Origin of the sequence: Nostoc sp., assembly GCF_036917655.1 — a bacterium.
GTDB lineage: Bacteria > Cyanobacteriota > Cyanobacteriia > Cyanobacteriales > Nostocaceae > Nostoc.
Genome location: NZ_JBALCY010000005.1, coordinates 115,436 through 132,024, shown reverse-complemented (window position 1 = coordinate 132,024; position 16,589 = coordinate 115,436). Strand labels below are relative to the sequence as shown.

The window sequence follows — 16,589 nt, the reverse complement described above, 5'->3', positions numbered from 1 at the left end:
TCGCATGAATATAAATCCAGCAGAATCAACTATGAAGTTGACAAAATTATCGCCTCCTCAGATTCTCTTCGGCACAAGAGTAGATGATAAAAGTAGTAGTGAGCAATTTCTACTGAGCATGTACGATTCTGTGCAGGCATCAATATTTGTAGTAGATGTTCTAGAGGATGGAGATTTTCAGTATGTGGCACTTAATCCCACTCATGAGCGGTGGATAGGCATTCGCTCAGATGATCTTCGGGGCAAAAAACCAGAGGATATTCTCTCTGCCATCGATGCTGCTAGGGTGCGTCAGCATTATACTGACTGTGTGCTATTTGGCGAAACTATTTCTTACGAACAATGTTTGCAATTCCAAGGAATTCCTACTTGGTGGAGTACGACTCTCACCCCATTAAGGGATACTAACTCTAGGATTTATCGACTGATTGGTACTAGTAGCAATATCACCCCTGTTAAGCAAGCAGAAGAAGCAGTCGGACTCCAGGTTGAACGAGAGCAACTGCTAGAAGCGATCGCCGGAAGAATTCACCAATCTGTAGAATTAGAGACAATTCTACATCAGACAACAAAACAACTTCGGCAGTTTTTGAATTGCGATCGCGTCCTAATTTATCGCTTCCAGGCTGATGGCAGTGGAGTAATCATTGCCGAATCAAGTGTGGCTGCCGGTGATCCACTGTTGGGAAAAAATATCACCGATCCCTGCTTCAGTGGCAAACATCGAGAACACTACGGGCGAGGTTGCATTCAAGTTGTCGAAGATATTTATGCAGCCGGGTTGCATCCTTGCCATATAGATTTTCTGGCATCTTTGCAGATCAGAGCCAATCTAGTCGTGCCAATTTTCAAAGAGCAAGATATGTGGGGGCTATTGATTGCCCAGCATTGCCATGAATCGCGTCAATGGCAGCAAACAGAAACTGACTTACTCAAACAGTTGGCAGCTCAAATCGGCATTGCTGTCCAACAGGCAGAACTTCGTCAGCAACTCAAGGATCTCAAAGCAAACTTGGAGTTGCAAAAACAGAAGCACATCAATCAGTTGCAGCAGGTGCGAAACTTTGAAGCCTTGGTGCGACGGATGACAGAACAAATCCGTGACAGTCTAGATGAAACTCAGGTGTTGCAGACAGTGACTCAGGAATTAGCAGAGTTACTGAACCTTGATCGTTGCCAAATCGAACTCTATAGCAACAGCGAAACCCTGGTTACTATTACCTACGAATACAGCACGAACCTACCCCAGTGTAAAGGATTGACCAGACAGATTGCAGACCGTCTTGAAGTTTATCAGCCGCTGTTGCAAAAACAACCTTTGCAATTTTTGGAAATTGTGCCTGGATGGCAACCAAAGTTGTTGGTTATGTCCCAGATGGCTTGTCCAATTTTCGATACTCAAGGGCTTTTGGGAAATATTTGGTTGACAAGACCATCACAAGAGGCTTTTGATGAATTTGAAATTGACCTAGTGCAGCAAGTTGCAAATGAATGTGCGATCGCTATTCGTCAAGCTCAACTTTACCAACAAACCCAGGCACAGGTAAAAGAATTAGAAAAACGCGATCGGCTCAAAAACCAATTTCTCCGAAACCTGTCCCAAGAACTACGAACACCAATAACTAGCATTAGCCTTGCAGTCCAAACCCTCGAAAGTGTCCTCGCACCAGAAGAAATATTAGATATAGAAATAGTTCCACAACTCTTGCAGATTCTGCATAACGAGTGTGCGCGAGAAAGCAAGTTAATTAACGATCTACTGACACTCACATATCTCGAAGCCGAACCCGATCCCCCAACTTTGATTGCCATTGACTTACAAAGCTGGCTTCACCCCATTGTCGAGTCTTTTCGGGATCTCACTAACTGCCAGCGACAGCAGTTAAACCTGAGTATTGATCATGCACTCCCACCTTTAGAGACAGATATCACAGATATGGAGAGGATTATCACCGAACTCCTCAACCATGTCTGCAAATATACCCCAGCAGGTGAGTCCGTCACAGTCTCTGCTCACCTGATAGCAGACGTAGTAGAGCTTAACATTAGCAATTCTGGACTAGAGCTTACCAGCAACGAACTGTCACGGATTTTTGAGCCTTTCTATCACCTTTCCAAACATGATCCTTGGAAACATAGCGGCACTGGACTGGAATTGGCATTAGTGCAGAAAATGGTCAAACATTTAGGCGGCTCAATTTATGTAGAGAGTGGAGCCGGTCAAACCACCTTCACCCTCAATTTTCCCATTTAATTCCTTTTTTGGGCGCGGCACTAGCAAATCTGTCAGAAGTTGTGCTATGATTGTTATTGGTGTGGGTGACTAGCTCAACGGTAGAGCAGTAGACTCTTAATCTATTGGTTGCGGGTTCAAATCCCTCGTCACCCACCTTTTCAGCCCGACAAATTTATCCTTGACTAATTCTTGCCTAATTGAAGCAAACGCTATCCTCTGAAACTCTTGTTCATCAAGGATAAACAGCACTAAAGCTTTTACTAATTTAGATAAAAACGCTTACCGCCCAGTGGTATGTCTAGCGTGTCCATTCGACGCTTAAAATGTTCAGATTCCACTTTGTTGGATCAGAAAACATTTCTAAGCCTTGATTTTACTCAGAGTTACCCACTAACTACCATACCCTTGCTTAAGGTAAATTCTTGATTAATTTCGTTAATTGCTTTATTACAAGCTATTACAGACTTTTTATAGTTATACTTCTCAAATGCTACTCAAAAGCAGCATTTTAAATCTGATTTTGAGCAATTGCAACGTGTGATGGCGCTACTTATTTACTAAGTTAATCGTCATTCATTTTTCCAGAATGATTCGTTTGTAGTAAGCGTCTCCAGCCGTGCTTTTATGCAACTTAAATGCTCATTAGCTTACTCAAAGTCTGTCACCAGTTCCCGGTAATTAGCGGACATCTCTTCAACTAGTGGTTTAAGAAGTACAGGCAATCGGGTAATGAGTGGATTGATAGGGATCTTTCTTCCCGCGCCCCCCTTCGCAGGGCTATCCATAAAGCTGTTATCAAGTAAGCAAGTAAATAAGCAATACATGGTAACAGGTTTATTGCAGATATAATTTTTGTAATCCAAAAATTCCCGTTGAGCCGTGGTAGCCACTACGCCTATGGGGGTTGAGTGCATGTTAAGTGTAAAAAATTACATTAACCGTACTCTTAATACTTAAGAATAGTCATTAACTTTAGCTAAATTTTAAATTAATTCAGCTAAACTACTCTAGGTTTTTGGAAAAGCTTTAGCTTATAAAACATATTAGTAGGAATTGCGTTGAGTCGGGATAAATGTAAGAATGGATTCACATTTTCTTCATTTAATTTTTACCCATAATTTTTTTCGATTTTCAGGAGTTAAAACCATGCAGAAGCTAAGATTACGGTCATTCTTTTACTCAGGAATTTTATTGTTAAGTACAAGTATCCCAAGTACAGCACAATTCCAACCGTTGCTGATTTTTAATGCTCCACCAACGCCAGTTAATGGTAATGGCTATGATACAACTTTTGAAATAATGGCAGATGATTTTTCATTTCCCCAAAATGTTACCTTACAAAAAGTTAGTTTTTGGACGACTGACCAAAACAATTTAAGCGGATGGGATGGTAGTCTTAAATACTACATCTTTTCTGACGTAAATGGTAAACCTAGTTCGGTTCCTTTATACCAGGCAAATGTTTTCAATATAAGTGTGAAAAATACTGGTAAAAAAGTTCTACAGACATTTACAGAAAATCAATTTAGTTTCACTTTTCCTACTCCAGTTAAATTAAAGGGTAATACAAAATATTGGTTAGGTATTCATTTGAATAATACTTATGTTCTAAAAAATATCTTTTGGGAAACTACGGATCAAGCTTTTGGCATACCATCATATGCTGCTTATCAAGGAAATTTGAATAATTGGATGCTTAATTATAATAATAGCAATCTAGCATTTAAAATCAACGCTATCCCTCTTAATGAAAGGGTAGTGCTGAGGAGAAAATCTGCTAGCAGTAGTCAGAGATTCTTGGTTTTCTCAACTAAATAAAACTTGTCAGCAACCAATTTAATCATCACCCATTCGCGAACGCTAGATGTTATAAAAGTCATTAAGCGCCGCTATAGTGACGTTTAGTTCTGCGCCCCTAACACAGCCATAAAAAAACCTGTGGTGAGACTAAAAACCACTACAGGAGAAATTAAAATAATCAAATAATTAGAAAAAACTTGTCAGATTTACAAATTGTTTGTTTATGCAATATTATCCACAAGCCGATCGCGAATTGTTTGGAGTTGATCTTGAGTGTTAATTGGCTCTCGCGGTGCTGGTAATTCGGTATTAGGCCAGTTAGGTAAATCATTGCAGGGGCATAACAACGCCGGCATCCCGACGTTTCGCTTGGCTACTGGCATACTACATCGGCTGCAAGGTAGCATCTCCCATGCTGATGTCAACAGTTCAGCAATGGTTTCATGTGTACCCTCCAGGTAACAATCACCCGATTCCGGTGAGATAATTTTCTGCCAGCACTCTTCAAATTCTTCACTATAGCGATCGCCATTTAGCACCGACTGGGGCAAAAAGCTTGCCTTACCGTTGCCCGTAATCACTTTCTTACCCAACTGAAACCAGTAGGCAAGGTATCCTCTAACTTCTTGTTTGGTTGCCATATTACAATTTTAGATTTTAGATTTTAGATTTTAGATTTTAGATTTTAGATTTTGGATTAATTTAAATTAATAGACCTCTTGCAAAAGTCCCAAACACCCCAGCTTTAATCCCCTCCTCGCTTGCGGGGAACTCGGGGCCCCCTCTGGGGATTAGGGGCAGGGAGACAAAGCGTAGCTTTGGCGGGGTGGGGTTCAAATTTATTGATTTATGCAAGAAGTCTAATTAAGAATCTTGATTCCTCACTTCTCCTTCCCGTCTATTTGGCAATGGCGAACCAAGGACGCCCAGATTGAGAACATGACCACCAGTAACTAAATAAACAGTTTCGCTGAGTACACCTAGCTGGCGCACTAAAGAACCCAGGCGATCGCGGAATGTCCTCCCAAGGGGATAAGCTGGTACTACACCCCAACCCGTTTCTTCTGCGACAAACACCATATCAGCAGCAACCAAATCCACTGTCTCTAACAACTCTGCAAGGATGTTTTCCCAGCTAGATTCATCCTGTTCCAAGAGATTAGCAACCCAAGTTCCTAAAGAATCAACTAAAAGGCAGGTATAGGGTTTGGCATCGGCGAGGGTAGCAGACAGTTCCACAGGTACAGATAGAGTTACCCAGTCTTGGGGACGACGTTGTTGATGTTCTAAAATGCGTTGATGCCACTCTTGGTCATCTAGATTATCAGTGGCTGTTGCGACGTAAACAACTGCTTTTCCTGACTGCATAGCTAAAGTCTCCGCCCATTCACTTTTACCAGATCGGGCTGGCCCTGTTACTAAAATGATTTTACCCAAAGTTGTTTTCTGAGTATTTTAACTCTGAGTATTTTAACAATATGCCTACGGTTGTAATTTATCACCGCAGTTTTTTCCTTCATCCTTCATGGGTGAGATTTTTGGTTTCAAATAACTTTTAAGGGATAAAATTAGCACCAGCATCATTGATGCCACAACTGGCAAAAGCCGAAAATCCCAACAACCCCATTCTTACTCCTATCTGGCTGGAAGAATACCTAAGTTTTTTTAACGAACCGCCTTTCCAACTCTTGGAGAGGCTGCGCCAACGGAACGTTACGCGAACCTCTCTAGTCTCGTAGAGAAGGACGCCAAGCAGGGAAAAGAAGAAGAAATAGGTAATCTGATCGCGGGAACGGAGTAATTATTCAATACCACTGGGGACAGTAAACTTTAGGATGTCTTTATGAACGCAGGCTTAAAACGCATTGAAGCAACTCTACACGATTTAGGGAATCGCGGCACTGCCTCTGCCGCTGAAACAGCTGATTCGACGACAAAACGGCCTTTCTCTTTTAGAATCAGCGTCGGAGCCAACGAACCCACAGAAAGTACACAAACTCCATCTTCTCAGGATGGGCAACTAAATACACAAGGACAAACAGTTGACTTGGGCGTAGATACTGAGAGTGATTATCCTCATGAGCAAAATTTCTTTCCTCACCATGACTCTGTGCAGACCTTTCAAGCAGAAGAGAATGGTAGTAAAACACCCAGCCTACCCAAGTTAAAAACTCCAAGCTTTAGTAGCCATCGCCACGGTGCTAATCCAGCATTGGCGATGAATCTATTGCAAGAAATTCAGGAAACAGTCGCCGGTTGGCAAATAGAATTGCAAAATATTTTGAAGCAAATTCAGGATATTTACTTAGAAGGCCCAATTGTCAATGGCTGGTTAGAATCCAATCCCCAAGAACCAGAACCGGCAGGAACCGCAACCCTGCGCCATGCAGAAGTTGACCGCTTGATGAACTACGTAGAAGAAATTTGCGCCACTGGTGGGAAAGTATCTTATCAATCATCTATTACTGGCTACCGCCTCTGTGGTGTGGACGATACTGGTAAAGTCTGGTCGCGGCCATGTCCATCAGATCAGGTTCCCAATGTTAGCATGGCGATCGCGCGTTACCAAAAGTTACGTCAACTGTTGGGGCGGAAGCAATCTTTGGAAACTCGTCTGAGTCAACTGGCCCAAACTCTTGTAGTTTTACACAGTCATATTCAACAATCGTGAAGTTTTAAAGATTATTTCCGAAGAAACGCGGTTGGTGGGTCGGTAATTTTTGGTTTAGATTAACTCTCAGCAGGTATGCGTTGGATTTAAGATTTTTATCTAAAATCGTTCGACTGAGCGTAGCCAAAGTCCCAAATCTCAAATCCAAAATTAAATCTATGCCAGACACTCAAATCTCTGCCATTATCTGTACCCACAATCGAGATACCTATTTAGGGGCTGCAATTGATAGTCTTTTAGCGCAGGATTTTGCTGCTGACTTTGAAATTGTGGTAGTTGATAATGGATCTAGCGATCGCACCCGTGAGGTTGTAGAACAAAGGGCCCACAATCCGCGCCTGAAGTATGTATTTGAACCCACCATTGGTTTATCTGTCGCCCGCAACACGGGTGCAAAAGTAGCCAGTGGTGATATTCTTGCTTATCTGGATGACGATGCCGTAGCGAGCAAGGGCTGGCTGCAAGTTTTATATTTTGCCTATTACAATAACTCTAAACTTGCGATCGCAGGTGGCAAAGTCACTCTCATCTGGCCCCCAGGAATCCAACAACCACGGTGGCTATCTCCAGGGCTAGCTGCAAATCTGGGTGCATACGACTTGGGTGACAGTAACATCTATATTGAGCAACCTGGCTCAACACCCAGAGGCTTAAATTACTCCATCCGTCGCAGTTTTCTAGAAGAAATTGGCGGTTTTGATCCTCATCTCGGTCGAGTGGGGAAAAATCTATTATCAAATGAAGAACTGCAAATGACTGAATTTGCCCTACAGCGTGCTTGGCAAGTCGCTTATCTTCCCGAAGCACTAGTCGCTCACAATGTTGCTCCAGAGCGTCTCCAACGCTCCTGGTTTTTAAACCGAGGCTGGTGGCAGGGGATCAGTGAGTGCTATCGAGAACAACTCGCTGGTAAAGCCGGTATCGCTCAATTGCAGCGAGGTAGCGAACGCTTTGTGCGCGGCTTGTATAAGGCATTACAATATTTCTCTGATCCAGCAGAACGGTTTGACAAACTTGTCTATGCTTACGGTCAGATTGGTTACTTAAATGCTGCTATTCAAGGTCTTTTATCCACATCAAATAAGAAATAATCAATAACATAATTTATAATCATATGTCATCTAAAATACCAGTTTCAGTACTAATTCCGGCAAAAAACGAGCAAGTAAACTTGCCTGCCTGCCTCGCCAGTCTAAGTAGAGCAGATGAAATATTTGTAGTAGATTCTCAAAGTAGCGACAAGAGTGTTGAAATTGCTAAAAGTCACGGTGTAAATATCGTGCAATTCAACTTCAATGGCCGCTGGCCTAAAAAGAAAAATTGGTCTTTAGATAATCTCCCTTTTCGCAACGAATGGGTGCTAATTGTAGATTGCGATGAGCGCATCACCCCCGAACTTTGGGAAGAAATTGACCAAGCAATTCAAAACAAGGAATATGCAGGTTATTATCTCAACCGCCGAGTATTTTTCTTAGGAAAATGGATTCGTTATGGTGGGAAATATCCCGATTGGAATCTCCGTTTATTTCAACATAAAAATGGTCGCTACGAAAATCTACATACTGAAGATATTCCTAATACTGGCGATAACGAAGTTCACGAACATGTGATTTTGCAGGGAAAAGTTGGGTATCTCAAAAATGATATGCTGCACGAGGACTTCCGCGACCTTTACCACTGGTTAGAACGACACAACCGCTATTCCAACTGGGAAGCTAGTGTTTACTTTAATATTCTCACAGGTAAAGATGATAGCGGTACCATCGGTGCCAATCTATTTGGTGATGCCGTGCAACGCAAGCGATTTTTGAAAAAAGTGTGGGTACATCTGCCATTTAAACCCATTTTGCGGTTTGTTTTGTTTTATATTATTCAACGCGGTTTTTTGGATGGCAAAGCAGGATATATATATGCCCGCTTGCTGAGTCAATATGAATATCAAATTGGGGTTAAACTTTACGAGTTACGCAATTGTGGTGGTCACTTAAATACTGCAACTACCCCGAAGGAGGGAGATGGGGAGCAGGGAAGCAGGGGAGCAGAGGGAAAGCTATTGACCATTGACTCCTAACTCTGCCAATTTTAGATTTTGAATTTTGGATTGAAGAAAAAATTTAAAATCTAAAATCTAAAATCTAAAATCTAAAATTGAATGACAAATGATCAACCTTTCGTAGATTTACGCAAATATGACCAATCTTGGTTTGACCGGGGTCGTCCAGCTTGGTATATTTTATTATGGTGGTTTGTACAAGCGATCGCCTTTCCCCTCACTCCTCAACCGTTAAATATTCTGCGTTGCGCTTTGCTACGACTATTTGGCGCTCGTATCGGCAAAGGCGTATTAATTCGACCCACCGCCCGCTTCACTTACCCTTGGAAAGTTACCATTGGCAACTACAGTTGGATTGGAGATAACGTAGTTTTATACAGCCTCGATCAGATCCACATCGGTGAACACTGCGTAATCTCCCAAAAAAGTTACCTGTGTACTGGTAGTCATGATCTCCAAGACCCTGCCTTTGGGTTGAAAACAGCGAGTATCACCATTGACAATGGTGCATGGGTGGCGGCAGATTGTTTCGTTGGGCCGGGAGTGCAAATCGGGGCTAATGCTGTGATTGGCGCTCGTAGTAGTGTTTTTACTAATATGCCCTCTGGACAGGTTTGTTGGGGAAGCCCCTGTCATCCCAAGACGGTTCGCATAAAACTTGATCCCCCCACAAACCCATGATTTTATAGATAAACATGAGACTATCCCAGTAATGTCAAAATGTAGTAATCTATTTCTTACTTGAATTGGGTGTATCACTATATCGCTGGGCGTTCTCCCTCTGGATTTTGAATCTCCAAGCAAGACGGTAAGAGCAATGATAATATATTTTCACGGCTGCTCTAATCCTTGCTATTGATGAACAAACTATTGGATGAAACGCTGTCAATCAAAATTGCTGAAGAAATAAACAGCAGAGCTAGTACTCCGTTTGATAATGCTTACAAAGCAGCATTGTCCACTGAGGGAGCAAGATATATTCAGGGATTTTTAGCTTTTGCTGGGAAGCCATACAAACCGATTGAACACAGTTGGATTGAGCTAGGCGATACCTCAGACAATGACTCCCTTGTCCGCATTGTCGATCCCACATTACCGCATCTGAACAAAAATCCCCAAGAACTCTGGTATTTTGCAGCACAAAGGCTAACCGTTAAAAAACTGAAAGCCATGATTGAAGAATCGAAAGAAGATTATCCAGAAGATGATCCATTGCCAATCTATGGTGATCCACCTTATGAATATTACGGTGATGTAATGTTGGGTGGTCAAGACTATTTAGCAGCATATCAAGCCGCAGAGGCTAAGTGCCGAGAAATCAACGAACTCAACCCTGAGATTAACTAAGGAGAGGGAATTAAATAATTCGTAATTCGTAATTATAGCGTTTCCAAATCAGATGAGGTACATCATAGCCCCCTCCTCGCCTGCGGGGAGGGGGTTGGGGGTGGGGTTCTTGTACCTCACTCAACCGAGAACCGCTATACGAATTATTTAATATGATTTCCCATCGCTGCCAAAGTATTCCCTATAGCCACAAATTTTGTCTCCACGCACATCAAAGGAAACCGCTACCCGATTTTTGTAAAGCTGTCCGAACAAAAGTCCCTCATCCCGAAACTCAAAGACAGCCGTTGTTTCATTACTAGTAACACGGTCTAGACCAGTCAAATTCAAACCAGGACTAAAGGATTCAAAAACGTAGTCGAAAAATTCTCTAGATCGCTCTTTTCCCACATTCAAACCGTGGAATTTACCGATTGGAAACCAAAAGGTAAAATCTTCTGTGAGCATATCTAACAATGGTTCCCACTCTCCTGTTGCCATACCATGCGTAAGATTCTCAAATGCCTGCCGAGCAACTTTTAAAGTATTTTCTGACTCTTGTGTCATTATGGCTCCCCTTTAATATCCAACTTTTATACAATTTTGCTTTTGAGGTTGTAAAATTACTACCATTAGTGAGTTTTCCTAATTCATCTTGCAAAAATTATACATAATTTAATTAATCGTAAAAGTATTTGTGTTGTTGAAAGTCTGTCAATTACCAAATTAAGGAGATGAATGATGTCCTCTCGTGAAGTCATTATCCCAAAAGGGATGGAAATTCTTTTTGAAAAGTTTCATTATTGTCCTGGTATTAAAGTTGGGAATACCTTATATATTTCAGGACAAGTAGGCAGAGATGAGAATTTGCAAGTTGTTAAGGGAATAGAAGCCCAGTTTGTTCAGGCTTTTGAGAATGTTAATCAGGTGCTAGAAGCAGGAGGAGCTACATTCGATAATGTAGTTGAGATGATTACATACCATGTCACTGGAGCCGGACTAGGGGAACTTCAAAAAGAAGCAATAGGTTCTGGTCAATCACCTGATATCATTCCATTTTTGCCAATTTTTATGCAGATAAAAGACCGCTATTTCAGCAATAACTTTCCTACCTGGACTGGTGTGGGGGTAGTCGGACTATCTACCCCAGGACTAATCGTTGAGATTAAGTGTACAGCAATTGTTGACAGCTAAAACCTGACAACTACTTTACCGCAATTTTTGCCACTAAGCAGATATTCGACAGCAGCAGGAATGGATTCTATGCTGTTAAACTCGGTTGGGTCAACGGCAACTTTGAGTTTCCTAGAGTAGAAGAGGTTTAAGATGCGATCGCGTGCTTCTGGGATATGTTCTTTATAATGAGGCATGAGAAAGCCTCTCACAGAAGCTGCTTTCCAAAATAACTGGTAATAAAGGCGTGGTTGTGTAATTTGTTCGACATTATTTGCGTATTCTGATATAAAACCAACCACTACTAACCGTCCCCGCACCGCCAAGTTTTCAACGCAGGTATCAAATACGGCTTTACCTACGCACTCAAAAATTAAATTAATCCCATTAGGGTATTCTTGCTTGAGGATTTGGTTGAGATTTTCTGTACGATAGTTAATAATGCGATCGCACCCTAATTCTCTCAGCAACTTTGCCTTCGCCTCAGAACTACAAGTACCAATGACATGATTACCAGCTAACTTTGCCAATTGCACCGCAATATGGCCAGTTCCCCCTGCTGCTGCTGTCACTAAAACCACTTCATTACTTTTCATCTCCCCGACTTGTTCCAATGCAACCAAAGCTGATACACCTGTAGGTATTAGTGTTAGCAACTCTGGTGTTGCTTCTGGCACCTTCAGCGCTAAGTTTGCATCGATAACCTGATATTCTCGATAACCGCCACCACGTAATGTAGTTATGACAGCATCACCTATTTGAAAATCTTTAACATTTTCACCGATAGCGACAACTTTTCCCACAGCTTCCACACCTAAATCAAAGGGAGGAATTGAGTTAATATAGGGAACATCACCACGACAAAGTAAGGTATCAAAACCACCGTTAACGCCAGCAAATTTGTTTTGAATTAAAAGTTGACTACCAGCAGGTTGTGAAATAGGAATCTCGACAACTTCAACAGCAAATTTAAAATCTGGATTCAGTTGCTTTGCTATTAACTTTCTGTAGGTTGTTGCGTTCATATCTAAATCTTAGGTTTACCTTACTCCTTAATTATTAGTTTTCACGTAGATAGCAATCTTTACTCACTAAATAAAAAGTGGGATGCTCCCTTGTTGAAGTTCCTTGGGCGAGGCAGTTTCAACAGAGTGAACATAGTGCAGAGCTTTGCTCGACAAGAATTTAGACATGGCAAAACATTATAAAAACTACAACAACTGGGCAATTTATTTTTTGGTCTTCCCTAAATTCAGCATTGAGCGTAAATGCGATCGCTTCCACTTCAATCAAAACAAGCGATCGCAATTATAGAACTCATATTTGATTTTTGAAAAAACTCAGTACAACTCAAAGAGGCTTCTTCCCTACTCCCCACTCCCCATTCCCACCCTACGCAAATAATTTCAGAAATCAAATCGGATTGCTATAGTTAAATACGATATAGGATATTTTGGATAATTCTACCAAACTAGCTGTTATTTTGGATTGCGTCTAACTTAGCCCGCACTGCCTGGATATCCTGCCACATCAACCATTTAGGCGCACCTTGTTCCTTAGAAGGGTTACGCAGCAAGTAGGAAGGATGAAAAATTGGCATACATAAACGCCCTTCCCACTCCAACCACTGCCCGCGAATTTTCGTAATCCCTCGCTTATCGCCAGTGATCCCTTTGACAGCAGTTGCACCTGTTAACAGGATTATTTTGGGGTCAACTAGGCGAATTTGTTCTAATAAGTAGGGTAGACAAGCCGCCACTTCCACAGGAGTAGGAACTCTATTATCTGGTGGACGACATTTGTTGATATTAGCTATGTATACATCATGGTCAGTAGTCAGATTCACAGATGCCAGAATTTTCTCCAGCAACTGCCCCGATCTGCCGACAAATGGTAAACCCGTTTCATCTTCATTTTGACCAGGCGCTTCCCCTATAACCATAATTGGGGCTTTGAGATTGCCACGTCCGACAACAGCATGAGTCCGAGTGTCTCCCAATGGACAACGGTGACAGCGATCGCAATGCTGTGTCAACTCCGTTATGGTAGGATAAGTTCCGGGAGCGATCGGAATTTTCGCGTCTGTGGGAATTAGTTCTCGTTGGTTAAAGGTTGAGTCGTCGAAGAGACTGAGTTGGGTTTCGCTGCTCATGAAAATCAGGATTTTAGCATCAGCACCAGCTGTCTTATCTGAGTTAAATACTACTCTGGTTGGAGATTTATCAGAATAAATAGACTTTTGCTGAATACTTATTATTTATACAAATCTTATTGTATCAGTTAATTTGAGACAAAATTCAGTCATCATAAAAGCAGTGCCGTCCTAAGATGCTGGGGGAAACCATGCCACATACCCCACTTTTTGCCGATCGCACCCATGCGGGTGAGGAATTGGCGCGAGTGATTCATGATGTTTTAACTCAGCAAACTATTGATTCTGGGGTAAAGCCTGTACCAATTGTTTATGCTTTGCCAAGAGGGGGTATACCAATAGCAGCACCAATAGCACGTCTTTTGGATTGTCCGTTGACAATTGTTGTGGCGAAAAAGATTAGCCATCCAGAAAACCCAGAGTTAGCAATTGGTGCGGTGACTACTTCGGGAAATGTTCTTTGGACTGATCAAAAGCTATTTTGGTCTAAACATGATGCGCGGTGGCGGGAAGTGGCTTTAAATAAAGCGATAAACCTTGCTAAGTCTCTTGAGGCTCAATTAATTCTTGCTTGTCCGCAGGTGAATGCCAAGAATGCTACGCTGATCTTAGTTGATGATGGCATTGCTACAGGTATGACAATAGCGGTAGCGGCAACTGCCATCAAAGCGCTTTCTCCAGCAGCAGTTTGGCTATGTACTCCAGTAGCACCACAAAAATTGCTACCCTGGTTAGAACAGTGGGGCGATCGCACAATTGTCTTGGAAACACCGGAACCCTTCTGGAGTGTGAGTAATTTTTACGCCCAATTTCCCCAAGTAGATACATTAGAAGTTCTCAGATATCTCCAGCAACAAAAGACAATGGGAGAAATTGACCTGTGCGAGTAATTTTAAATTGTTTTCCTTCTCTTGCTTTTTAACTATTTGGAGATGTTCCCTGCTGGTATTGCATAGCTTTGGCATAATCACCCAAGGCGTAGCAAGCGACTCTCAGACTGGCAAGAGTTTGTTCTTCACTGCGACGGTCTTTGATATTCCTAGCTAACAGCAAACGTTCTTCATAATATCTAATTGCTTTGTTATAGTCACCCAAAGCTTCACAAGCAACTCCTAAACTACCTAAAGACTGTTCCTCGCTCCGCTTGTCTTGAATTTCTTTGGCTAATTGCAACCGTTCTTCATAATACTTAATGGCTTTAGCATAATCACTTAAGGCATAACAAGCATTCCCCAGATTCTTTAACACCTGAGAAGCACTGCGAACATTTTTTAAGGAGCGTGCTAGTACTACACACTGCTCATAATAAGCGATCGCTTTTGGGTAATTGTCCAAAGCATACCAAGCATTACCCAGATTCTTAAGTACCTGTTCCTCGCCCCAATTATCTTTGAGTTCCCGGACAATTTCTAGGCTTTGCTGCTGATACTCAATTGCCTGTGTAAAGTTGCCGGAAGCTTTATAAACCAATCCTAAATTATTCAGTGCTGCTACTTGACTCCGTTTGTCTTGCAGTTGCTGGGTTATTTTCAAACATTTTTCTAGAAACTCAATTGCCTTTTTATGGTCATTTAAGTGACGGTATGCATTGCCTAAATGGGAAAATGCTTGCATTTGCACTGCTAAATCTGAGGTGTTCTTGAGCAAAGACAAACACTGTTGGGAGTAGGAGATAGCACCTTTGTAGTCTCCAGCGCTGTAAGTTACCAATCCTAAAAAAGAAAGTACCTGTGCCTGTTTTTGCAAATCCCCAACTGCCTGAAACAGCCCCAAGCATTGTTGTAAAGACTTCATCGCCGCTATTAATTCACCAGCTTGCTGCTGTTGAATTCCTTGCCGTAATAGCTTGGACGCTTCCAATAAATTGTCGTCACTTTCTTGTGGAGGTAGTATTTCTGCTTGTGAACCAGAGTCAAATTCATGGGTAATTGTATTACGCTTCACTGGTTTTAAGTATGTTATGGGTAATTGCAGGGGAACTGTATTTTTCGATCTATTATTCCATTCGCCTTTAGACATCAGATCCTTCCTGTTTAGTCTGGTGCTAAATCTAGTGTTCCCAAAACCAGAATATATCTTTCATCAGGCTGGTTTAACACAGCGTAAGTTAAGCAGGGGTGAAAGTTTATCAATAAAGCGATCGCTTCGCTATTGAATCGTTGATCGAGGCTTTCAGATTACCACTCATGAAGAGTAATAACTATAGTTTTTAGTTAGCCAATATGCAACTTTCAAATATAAATACGTTTTAGACCGCAGAGTGCCAATCCCCTTGCCATAGGAGATTTTTTGCCTTGTTAACTCTTTGAATTGAACCACCAACTTTATGTAGATTTTCCATGAAATGGAACAAATATTGTATTTCACGGCGCTCATGTTCTGGGGTAAACTCACGGATAATATTCCAAATTCCGTCGTGTCCGTCTCCAAGACAAGTGAGTATGGGAGCTAGAGGTTGATTATTTACCCAATTGATTACGATACTATTTTCTTGGAATGAAGCAGCGATCGCAGCTAGGTTGTGCAATCCCATCAAAACGATCGCACGGATTACACCTCTACCATCTCATGTTTAATTTTTATTTATCGGAATAATAAAAAGCGGGATGCTCCCAGTTGATTGAGCATTGCCAAGGCAATCTCTACCTTAGCCCAGACTTGCTCAGAAGGTCTAAGAAAAATATTTTGCTTGAGAACAGTTTGGGCTTCTGAAGCTTTGGCATTCTGCTCTGTATCTATATATAAAAAAGACACAATAGGCAAAGCATCTAAAGAGCCATAAGACTCCACGGAAATATTATGGTCTGGCGGTGTTTGGTGGCTTATGAAAATTTTAGGTTTTGGATACCTAGATTTGGAACTTAGCTGTCCCCAATCGGTATTTATAAGATTAGCAGTCTTATAGTAACAAAACAGCAATAAATAAGATTATTTCCCGTGATAAGAACTAATATATAAACGCATTGGGTCTGTAAAGGAGGTCTTGCTAACTCACGCAAGGATTTTGGCTAAAACTTGCGATAATTAAGCTGTCCTGGTATTTTTATGCAATATTTCCACATCAGAAGTACCCGTGAGGGTACTATCAATCCTCTACAGACCTATCCGAAAATACAGAGTAGAAAGTTTTATTCAGAAAGAAATCAGGGGCACGCAATTTTGATTCGTTTTTCTGCTC

Annotated in this window: 18 protein-coding genes, 1 tRNA gene and 1 pseudogene; 12 read left to right on the top strand and 8 right to left on the bottom strand. The window is 41.6% G+C overall.

Annotation, left to right across the window (positions count from 1 at the left end; genetic code table 11):
- Window positions 1-4: 4 nt before the first annotated feature.
- From V7K30_RS04025 to V7K30_RS04015, 3 genes are all read left to right on the top strand, one after another.
- Window positions 5-2,254 carry a sensor histidine kinase gene (locus V7K30_RS04025; protein WP_334997341.1) on the top strand — a complete coding sequence of 750 codons (2,250 nt, stop codon included), beginning with the start codon at window positions 5-7 and terminating at the stop codon, window positions 2,252-2,254.
- 63 nt (window positions 2,255-2,317) lie between these two features.
- Window positions 2,318-2,389: transfer RNA gene (locus V7K30_RS04020), tRNA-Lys, on the top strand.
- Window positions 2,390-3,382: 993 nt separating this feature from the next.
- Window positions 3,383-4,054: a hypothetical protein gene (locus V7K30_RS04015; protein WP_334997339.1), complete on the top strand. Its 672-nt coding sequence runs from the start codon at window positions 3,383-3,385 to the stop codon at window positions 4,052-4,054.
- A gap of 203 nt (window positions 4,055-4,257) precedes the next feature.
- Here the strand turns inward: V7K30_RS04015 and V7K30_RS04010 are convergent, their stop codons facing one another.
- Window positions 4,258-4,677, bottom strand: coding sequence for a hypothetical protein (locus tag V7K30_RS04010; protein WP_334997337.1), 420 nt, complete (start codon window positions 4,675-4,677; stop codon window positions 4,258-4,260).
- A gap of 223 nt (window positions 4,678-4,900) precedes the next feature.
- Window positions 4,901-5,473, bottom strand: a complete 573-nt coding sequence (cobU, locus tag V7K30_RS04005) for a bifunctional adenosylcobinamide kinase/adenosylcobinamide-phosphate guanylyltransferase (protein WP_334997335.1) — start codon at window positions 5,471-5,473, stop codon at window positions 4,901-4,903.
- A gap of 149 nt (window positions 5,474-5,622) precedes the next feature.
- Between cobU and V7K30_RS04000 the strand changes: the two genes are divergently transcribed.
- From V7K30_RS04000 to V7K30_RS03975, 6 genes are all read left to right on the top strand, one after another.
- Window positions 5,623-5,775, top strand: a complete 153-nt coding sequence (locus tag V7K30_RS04000) for a hypothetical protein (protein WP_334997333.1) — start codon at window positions 5,623-5,625, stop codon at window positions 5,773-5,775.
- 104 nt (window positions 5,776-5,879) lie between these two features.
- Complete coding sequence (locus tag V7K30_RS03995; protein WP_334997331.1) at window positions 5,880-6,707, top strand: hypothetical protein; 828 nt, start codon at window positions 5,880-5,882, stop codon at window positions 6,705-6,707.
- 158 nt (window positions 6,708-6,865) lie between these two features.
- Window positions 6,866-7,798: a glycosyltransferase gene (locus V7K30_RS03990; protein WP_334997329.1), complete on the top strand. Its 933-nt coding sequence runs from the start codon at window positions 6,866-6,868 to the stop codon at window positions 7,796-7,798.
- A gap of 23 nt (window positions 7,799-7,821) precedes the next feature.
- A complete protein-coding gene (locus V7K30_RS03985) occupies window positions 7,822-8,778 on the top strand; it encodes a glycosyltransferase family 2 protein (RefSeq protein WP_334997327.1) in 957 nt (318 codons plus the stop codon).
- Window positions 8,779-8,859: 81 nt separating this feature from the next.
- On the top strand, window positions 8,860-9,441 hold the full coding sequence (gene hpsU / locus V7K30_RS03980; RefSeq protein WP_334997325.1) for a hormogonium polysaccharide biosynthesis acetyltransferase HpsU: 582 nt from the start codon (window positions 8,860-8,862) through the stop codon (window positions 9,439-9,441).
- 177 nt (window positions 9,442-9,618) lie between these two features.
- A complete protein-coding gene (locus tag V7K30_RS03975; RefSeq protein ID WP_334997323.1) occupies window positions 9,619-10,107 on the top strand; it encodes a hypothetical protein in 489 nt (162 codons plus the stop codon).
- Between the two features lie 147 nt (window positions 10,108-10,254).
- Here the strand turns inward: V7K30_RS03975 and V7K30_RS03970 are convergent, their stop codons facing one another.
- On the bottom strand, window positions 10,255-10,653 hold the full coding sequence (locus V7K30_RS03970; RefSeq protein WP_334997322.1) for a nuclear transport factor 2 family protein: 399 nt from the start codon (window positions 10,651-10,653) through the stop codon (window positions 10,255-10,257).
- Between the two features lie 171 nt (window positions 10,654-10,824).
- On the opposite strand from V7K30_RS03970, the gene V7K30_RS03965 reads away from it, so the two are divergent.
- Window positions 10,825-11,280 carry a RidA family protein gene (locus tag V7K30_RS03965; protein WP_334997320.1) on the top strand — a complete coding sequence of 152 codons (456 nt, stop codon included), beginning with the start codon at window positions 10,825-10,827 and terminating at the stop codon, window positions 11,278-11,280.
- Here V7K30_RS03965 and V7K30_RS03960 read toward each other — a convergent pair.
- The gene (locus V7K30_RS03960) at window positions 11,277-12,284 is read right to left on the bottom strand and encodes a zinc-binding dehydrogenase (RefSeq protein WP_334997318.1); all 1,008 of its coding nucleotides are present in this window, start codon (window positions 12,282-12,284) and stop codon (window positions 11,277-11,279) included. The genes V7K30_RS03965 and V7K30_RS03960 overlap by 4 nt on opposite strands.
- A gap of 166 nt (window positions 12,285-12,450) precedes the next feature.
- Here V7K30_RS03960 and V7K30_RS03955 point away from each other — a divergent pair, with 166 nt between their 5' ends.
- Window positions 12,451-12,573: a hypothetical protein gene (locus V7K30_RS03955; protein WP_334997316.1), complete on the top strand. Its 123-nt coding sequence runs from the start codon at window positions 12,451-12,453 to the stop codon at window positions 12,571-12,573.
- A gap of 157 nt (window positions 12,574-12,730) precedes the next feature.
- On the opposite strand, the gene V7K30_RS03950 is transcribed toward V7K30_RS03955, so the two are convergent.
- On the bottom strand, window positions 12,731-13,411 hold the full coding sequence (locus V7K30_RS03950; protein ID WP_334997314.1) for a uracil-DNA glycosylase: 681 nt from the start codon (window positions 13,409-13,411) through the stop codon (window positions 12,731-12,733).
- 191 nt (window positions 13,412-13,602) lie between these two features.
- On the opposite strand from V7K30_RS03950, the gene V7K30_RS03945 reads away from it, so the two are divergent.
- Window positions 13,603-14,301, top strand: coding sequence for a phosphoribosyltransferase (locus tag V7K30_RS03945; protein ID WP_334997312.1), 699 nt, complete (start codon window positions 13,603-13,605; stop codon window positions 14,299-14,301).
- Window positions 14,302-14,329: 28 nt separating this feature from the next.
- Here V7K30_RS03945 and V7K30_RS03940 read toward each other — a convergent pair whose 3' ends face one another.
- From V7K30_RS03940 to V7K30_RS03930, 3 genes and pseudogenes are all read right to left on the bottom strand, one after another.
- Window positions 14,330-15,430, bottom strand: coding sequence for a tetratricopeptide repeat protein (locus V7K30_RS03940; protein WP_334997310.1), 1,101 nt, complete (start codon window positions 15,428-15,430; stop codon window positions 14,330-14,332).
- A 232-nt stretch (window positions 15,431-15,662) separates the two neighbouring features.
- Window positions 15,663-15,938: pseudogene (locus V7K30_RS03935) on the bottom strand (ISKra4 family transposase); the annotation flags it as partial.
- A gap of 56 nt (window positions 15,939-15,994) precedes the next feature.
- The gene (locus V7K30_RS03930) at window positions 15,995-16,201 is read right to left on the bottom strand and encodes a tubulin-like doman-containing protein (RefSeq protein WP_334997308.1); all 207 of its coding nucleotides are present in this window, start codon (window positions 16,199-16,201) and stop codon (window positions 15,995-15,997) included.
- Between the last annotated feature and the right edge of the window lie 388 nt (window positions 16,202-16,589).

What these genes read in the sequence shown, in the direction of transcription:
- hpsU (WP_334997325.1), top strand. Translation starts at nt 8,860, where the DNA reads ATGACAAATGATCAACCTTTCGTAGATTTACGCAAATATGACCAATCT.
- V7K30_RS03960 (WP_334997318.1), bottom strand. Translation starts at nt 12,284, where the DNA reads ATGAACGCAACAACCTACAGAAAGTTAATAGCAAAGCAACTGAATCCA.
- V7K30_RS03965 (WP_334997320.1), top strand. Translation starts at nt 10,825, where the DNA reads ATGATGTCCTCTCGTGAAGTCATTATCCCAAAAGGGATGGAAATTCTT.
- V7K30_RS03945 (WP_334997312.1), top strand. Translation starts at nt 13,603, where the DNA reads ATGCCACATACCCCACTTTTTGCCGATCGCACCCATGCGGGTGAGGAA.
- V7K30_RS04010 (WP_334997337.1), bottom strand. Translation starts at nt 4,677, where the DNA reads ATGGCAACCAAACAAGAAGTTAGAGGATACCTTGCCTACTGGTTTCAG.
- V7K30_RS04015 (WP_334997339.1), top strand. Translation starts at nt 3,383, where the DNA reads ATGCAGAAGCTAAGATTACGGTCATTCTTTTACTCAGGAATTTTATTG.
- V7K30_RS03990 (WP_334997329.1), top strand. Translation starts at nt 6,866, where the DNA reads ATGCCAGACACTCAAATCTCTGCCATTATCTGTACCCACAATCGAGAT.
- V7K30_RS03985 (WP_334997327.1), top strand. Translation starts at nt 7,822, where the DNA reads ATGTCATCTAAAATACCAGTTTCAGTACTAATTCCGGCAAAAAACGAG.
- V7K30_RS03950 (WP_334997314.1), bottom strand. Translation starts at nt 13,411, where the DNA reads ATGAGCAGCGAAACCCAACTCAGTCTCTTCGACGACTCAACCTTTAAC.
- V7K30_RS04000 (WP_334997333.1), top strand. Translation starts at nt 5,623, where the DNA reads ATGCCACAACTGGCAAAAGCCGAAAATCCCAACAACCCCATTCTTACT.
- V7K30_RS03940 (WP_334997310.1), bottom strand. Translation starts at nt 15,430, where the DNA reads ATGTCTAAAGGCGAATGGAATAATAGATCGAAAAATACAGTTCCCCTG.
- V7K30_RS04025 (WP_334997341.1), top strand. Translation starts at nt 5, where the DNA reads ATGAATATAAATCCAGCAGAATCAACTATGAAGTTGACAAAATTATCG.
- V7K30_RS03955 (WP_334997316.1), top strand. Translation starts at nt 12,451, where the DNA reads ATGGCAAAACATTATAAAAACTACAACAACTGGGCAATTTATTTTTTG.
- V7K30_RS03970 (WP_334997322.1), bottom strand. Translation starts at nt 10,653, where the DNA reads ATGACACAAGAGTCAGAAAATACTTTAAAAGTTGCTCGGCAGGCATTT.
- V7K30_RS03975 (WP_334997323.1), top strand. Translation starts at nt 9,619, where the DNA reads ATGAACAAACTATTGGATGAAACGCTGTCAATCAAAATTGCTGAAGAA.
- V7K30_RS03995 (WP_334997331.1), top strand. Translation starts at nt 5,880, where the DNA reads ATGAACGCAGGCTTAAAACGCATTGAAGCAACTCTACACGATTTAGGG.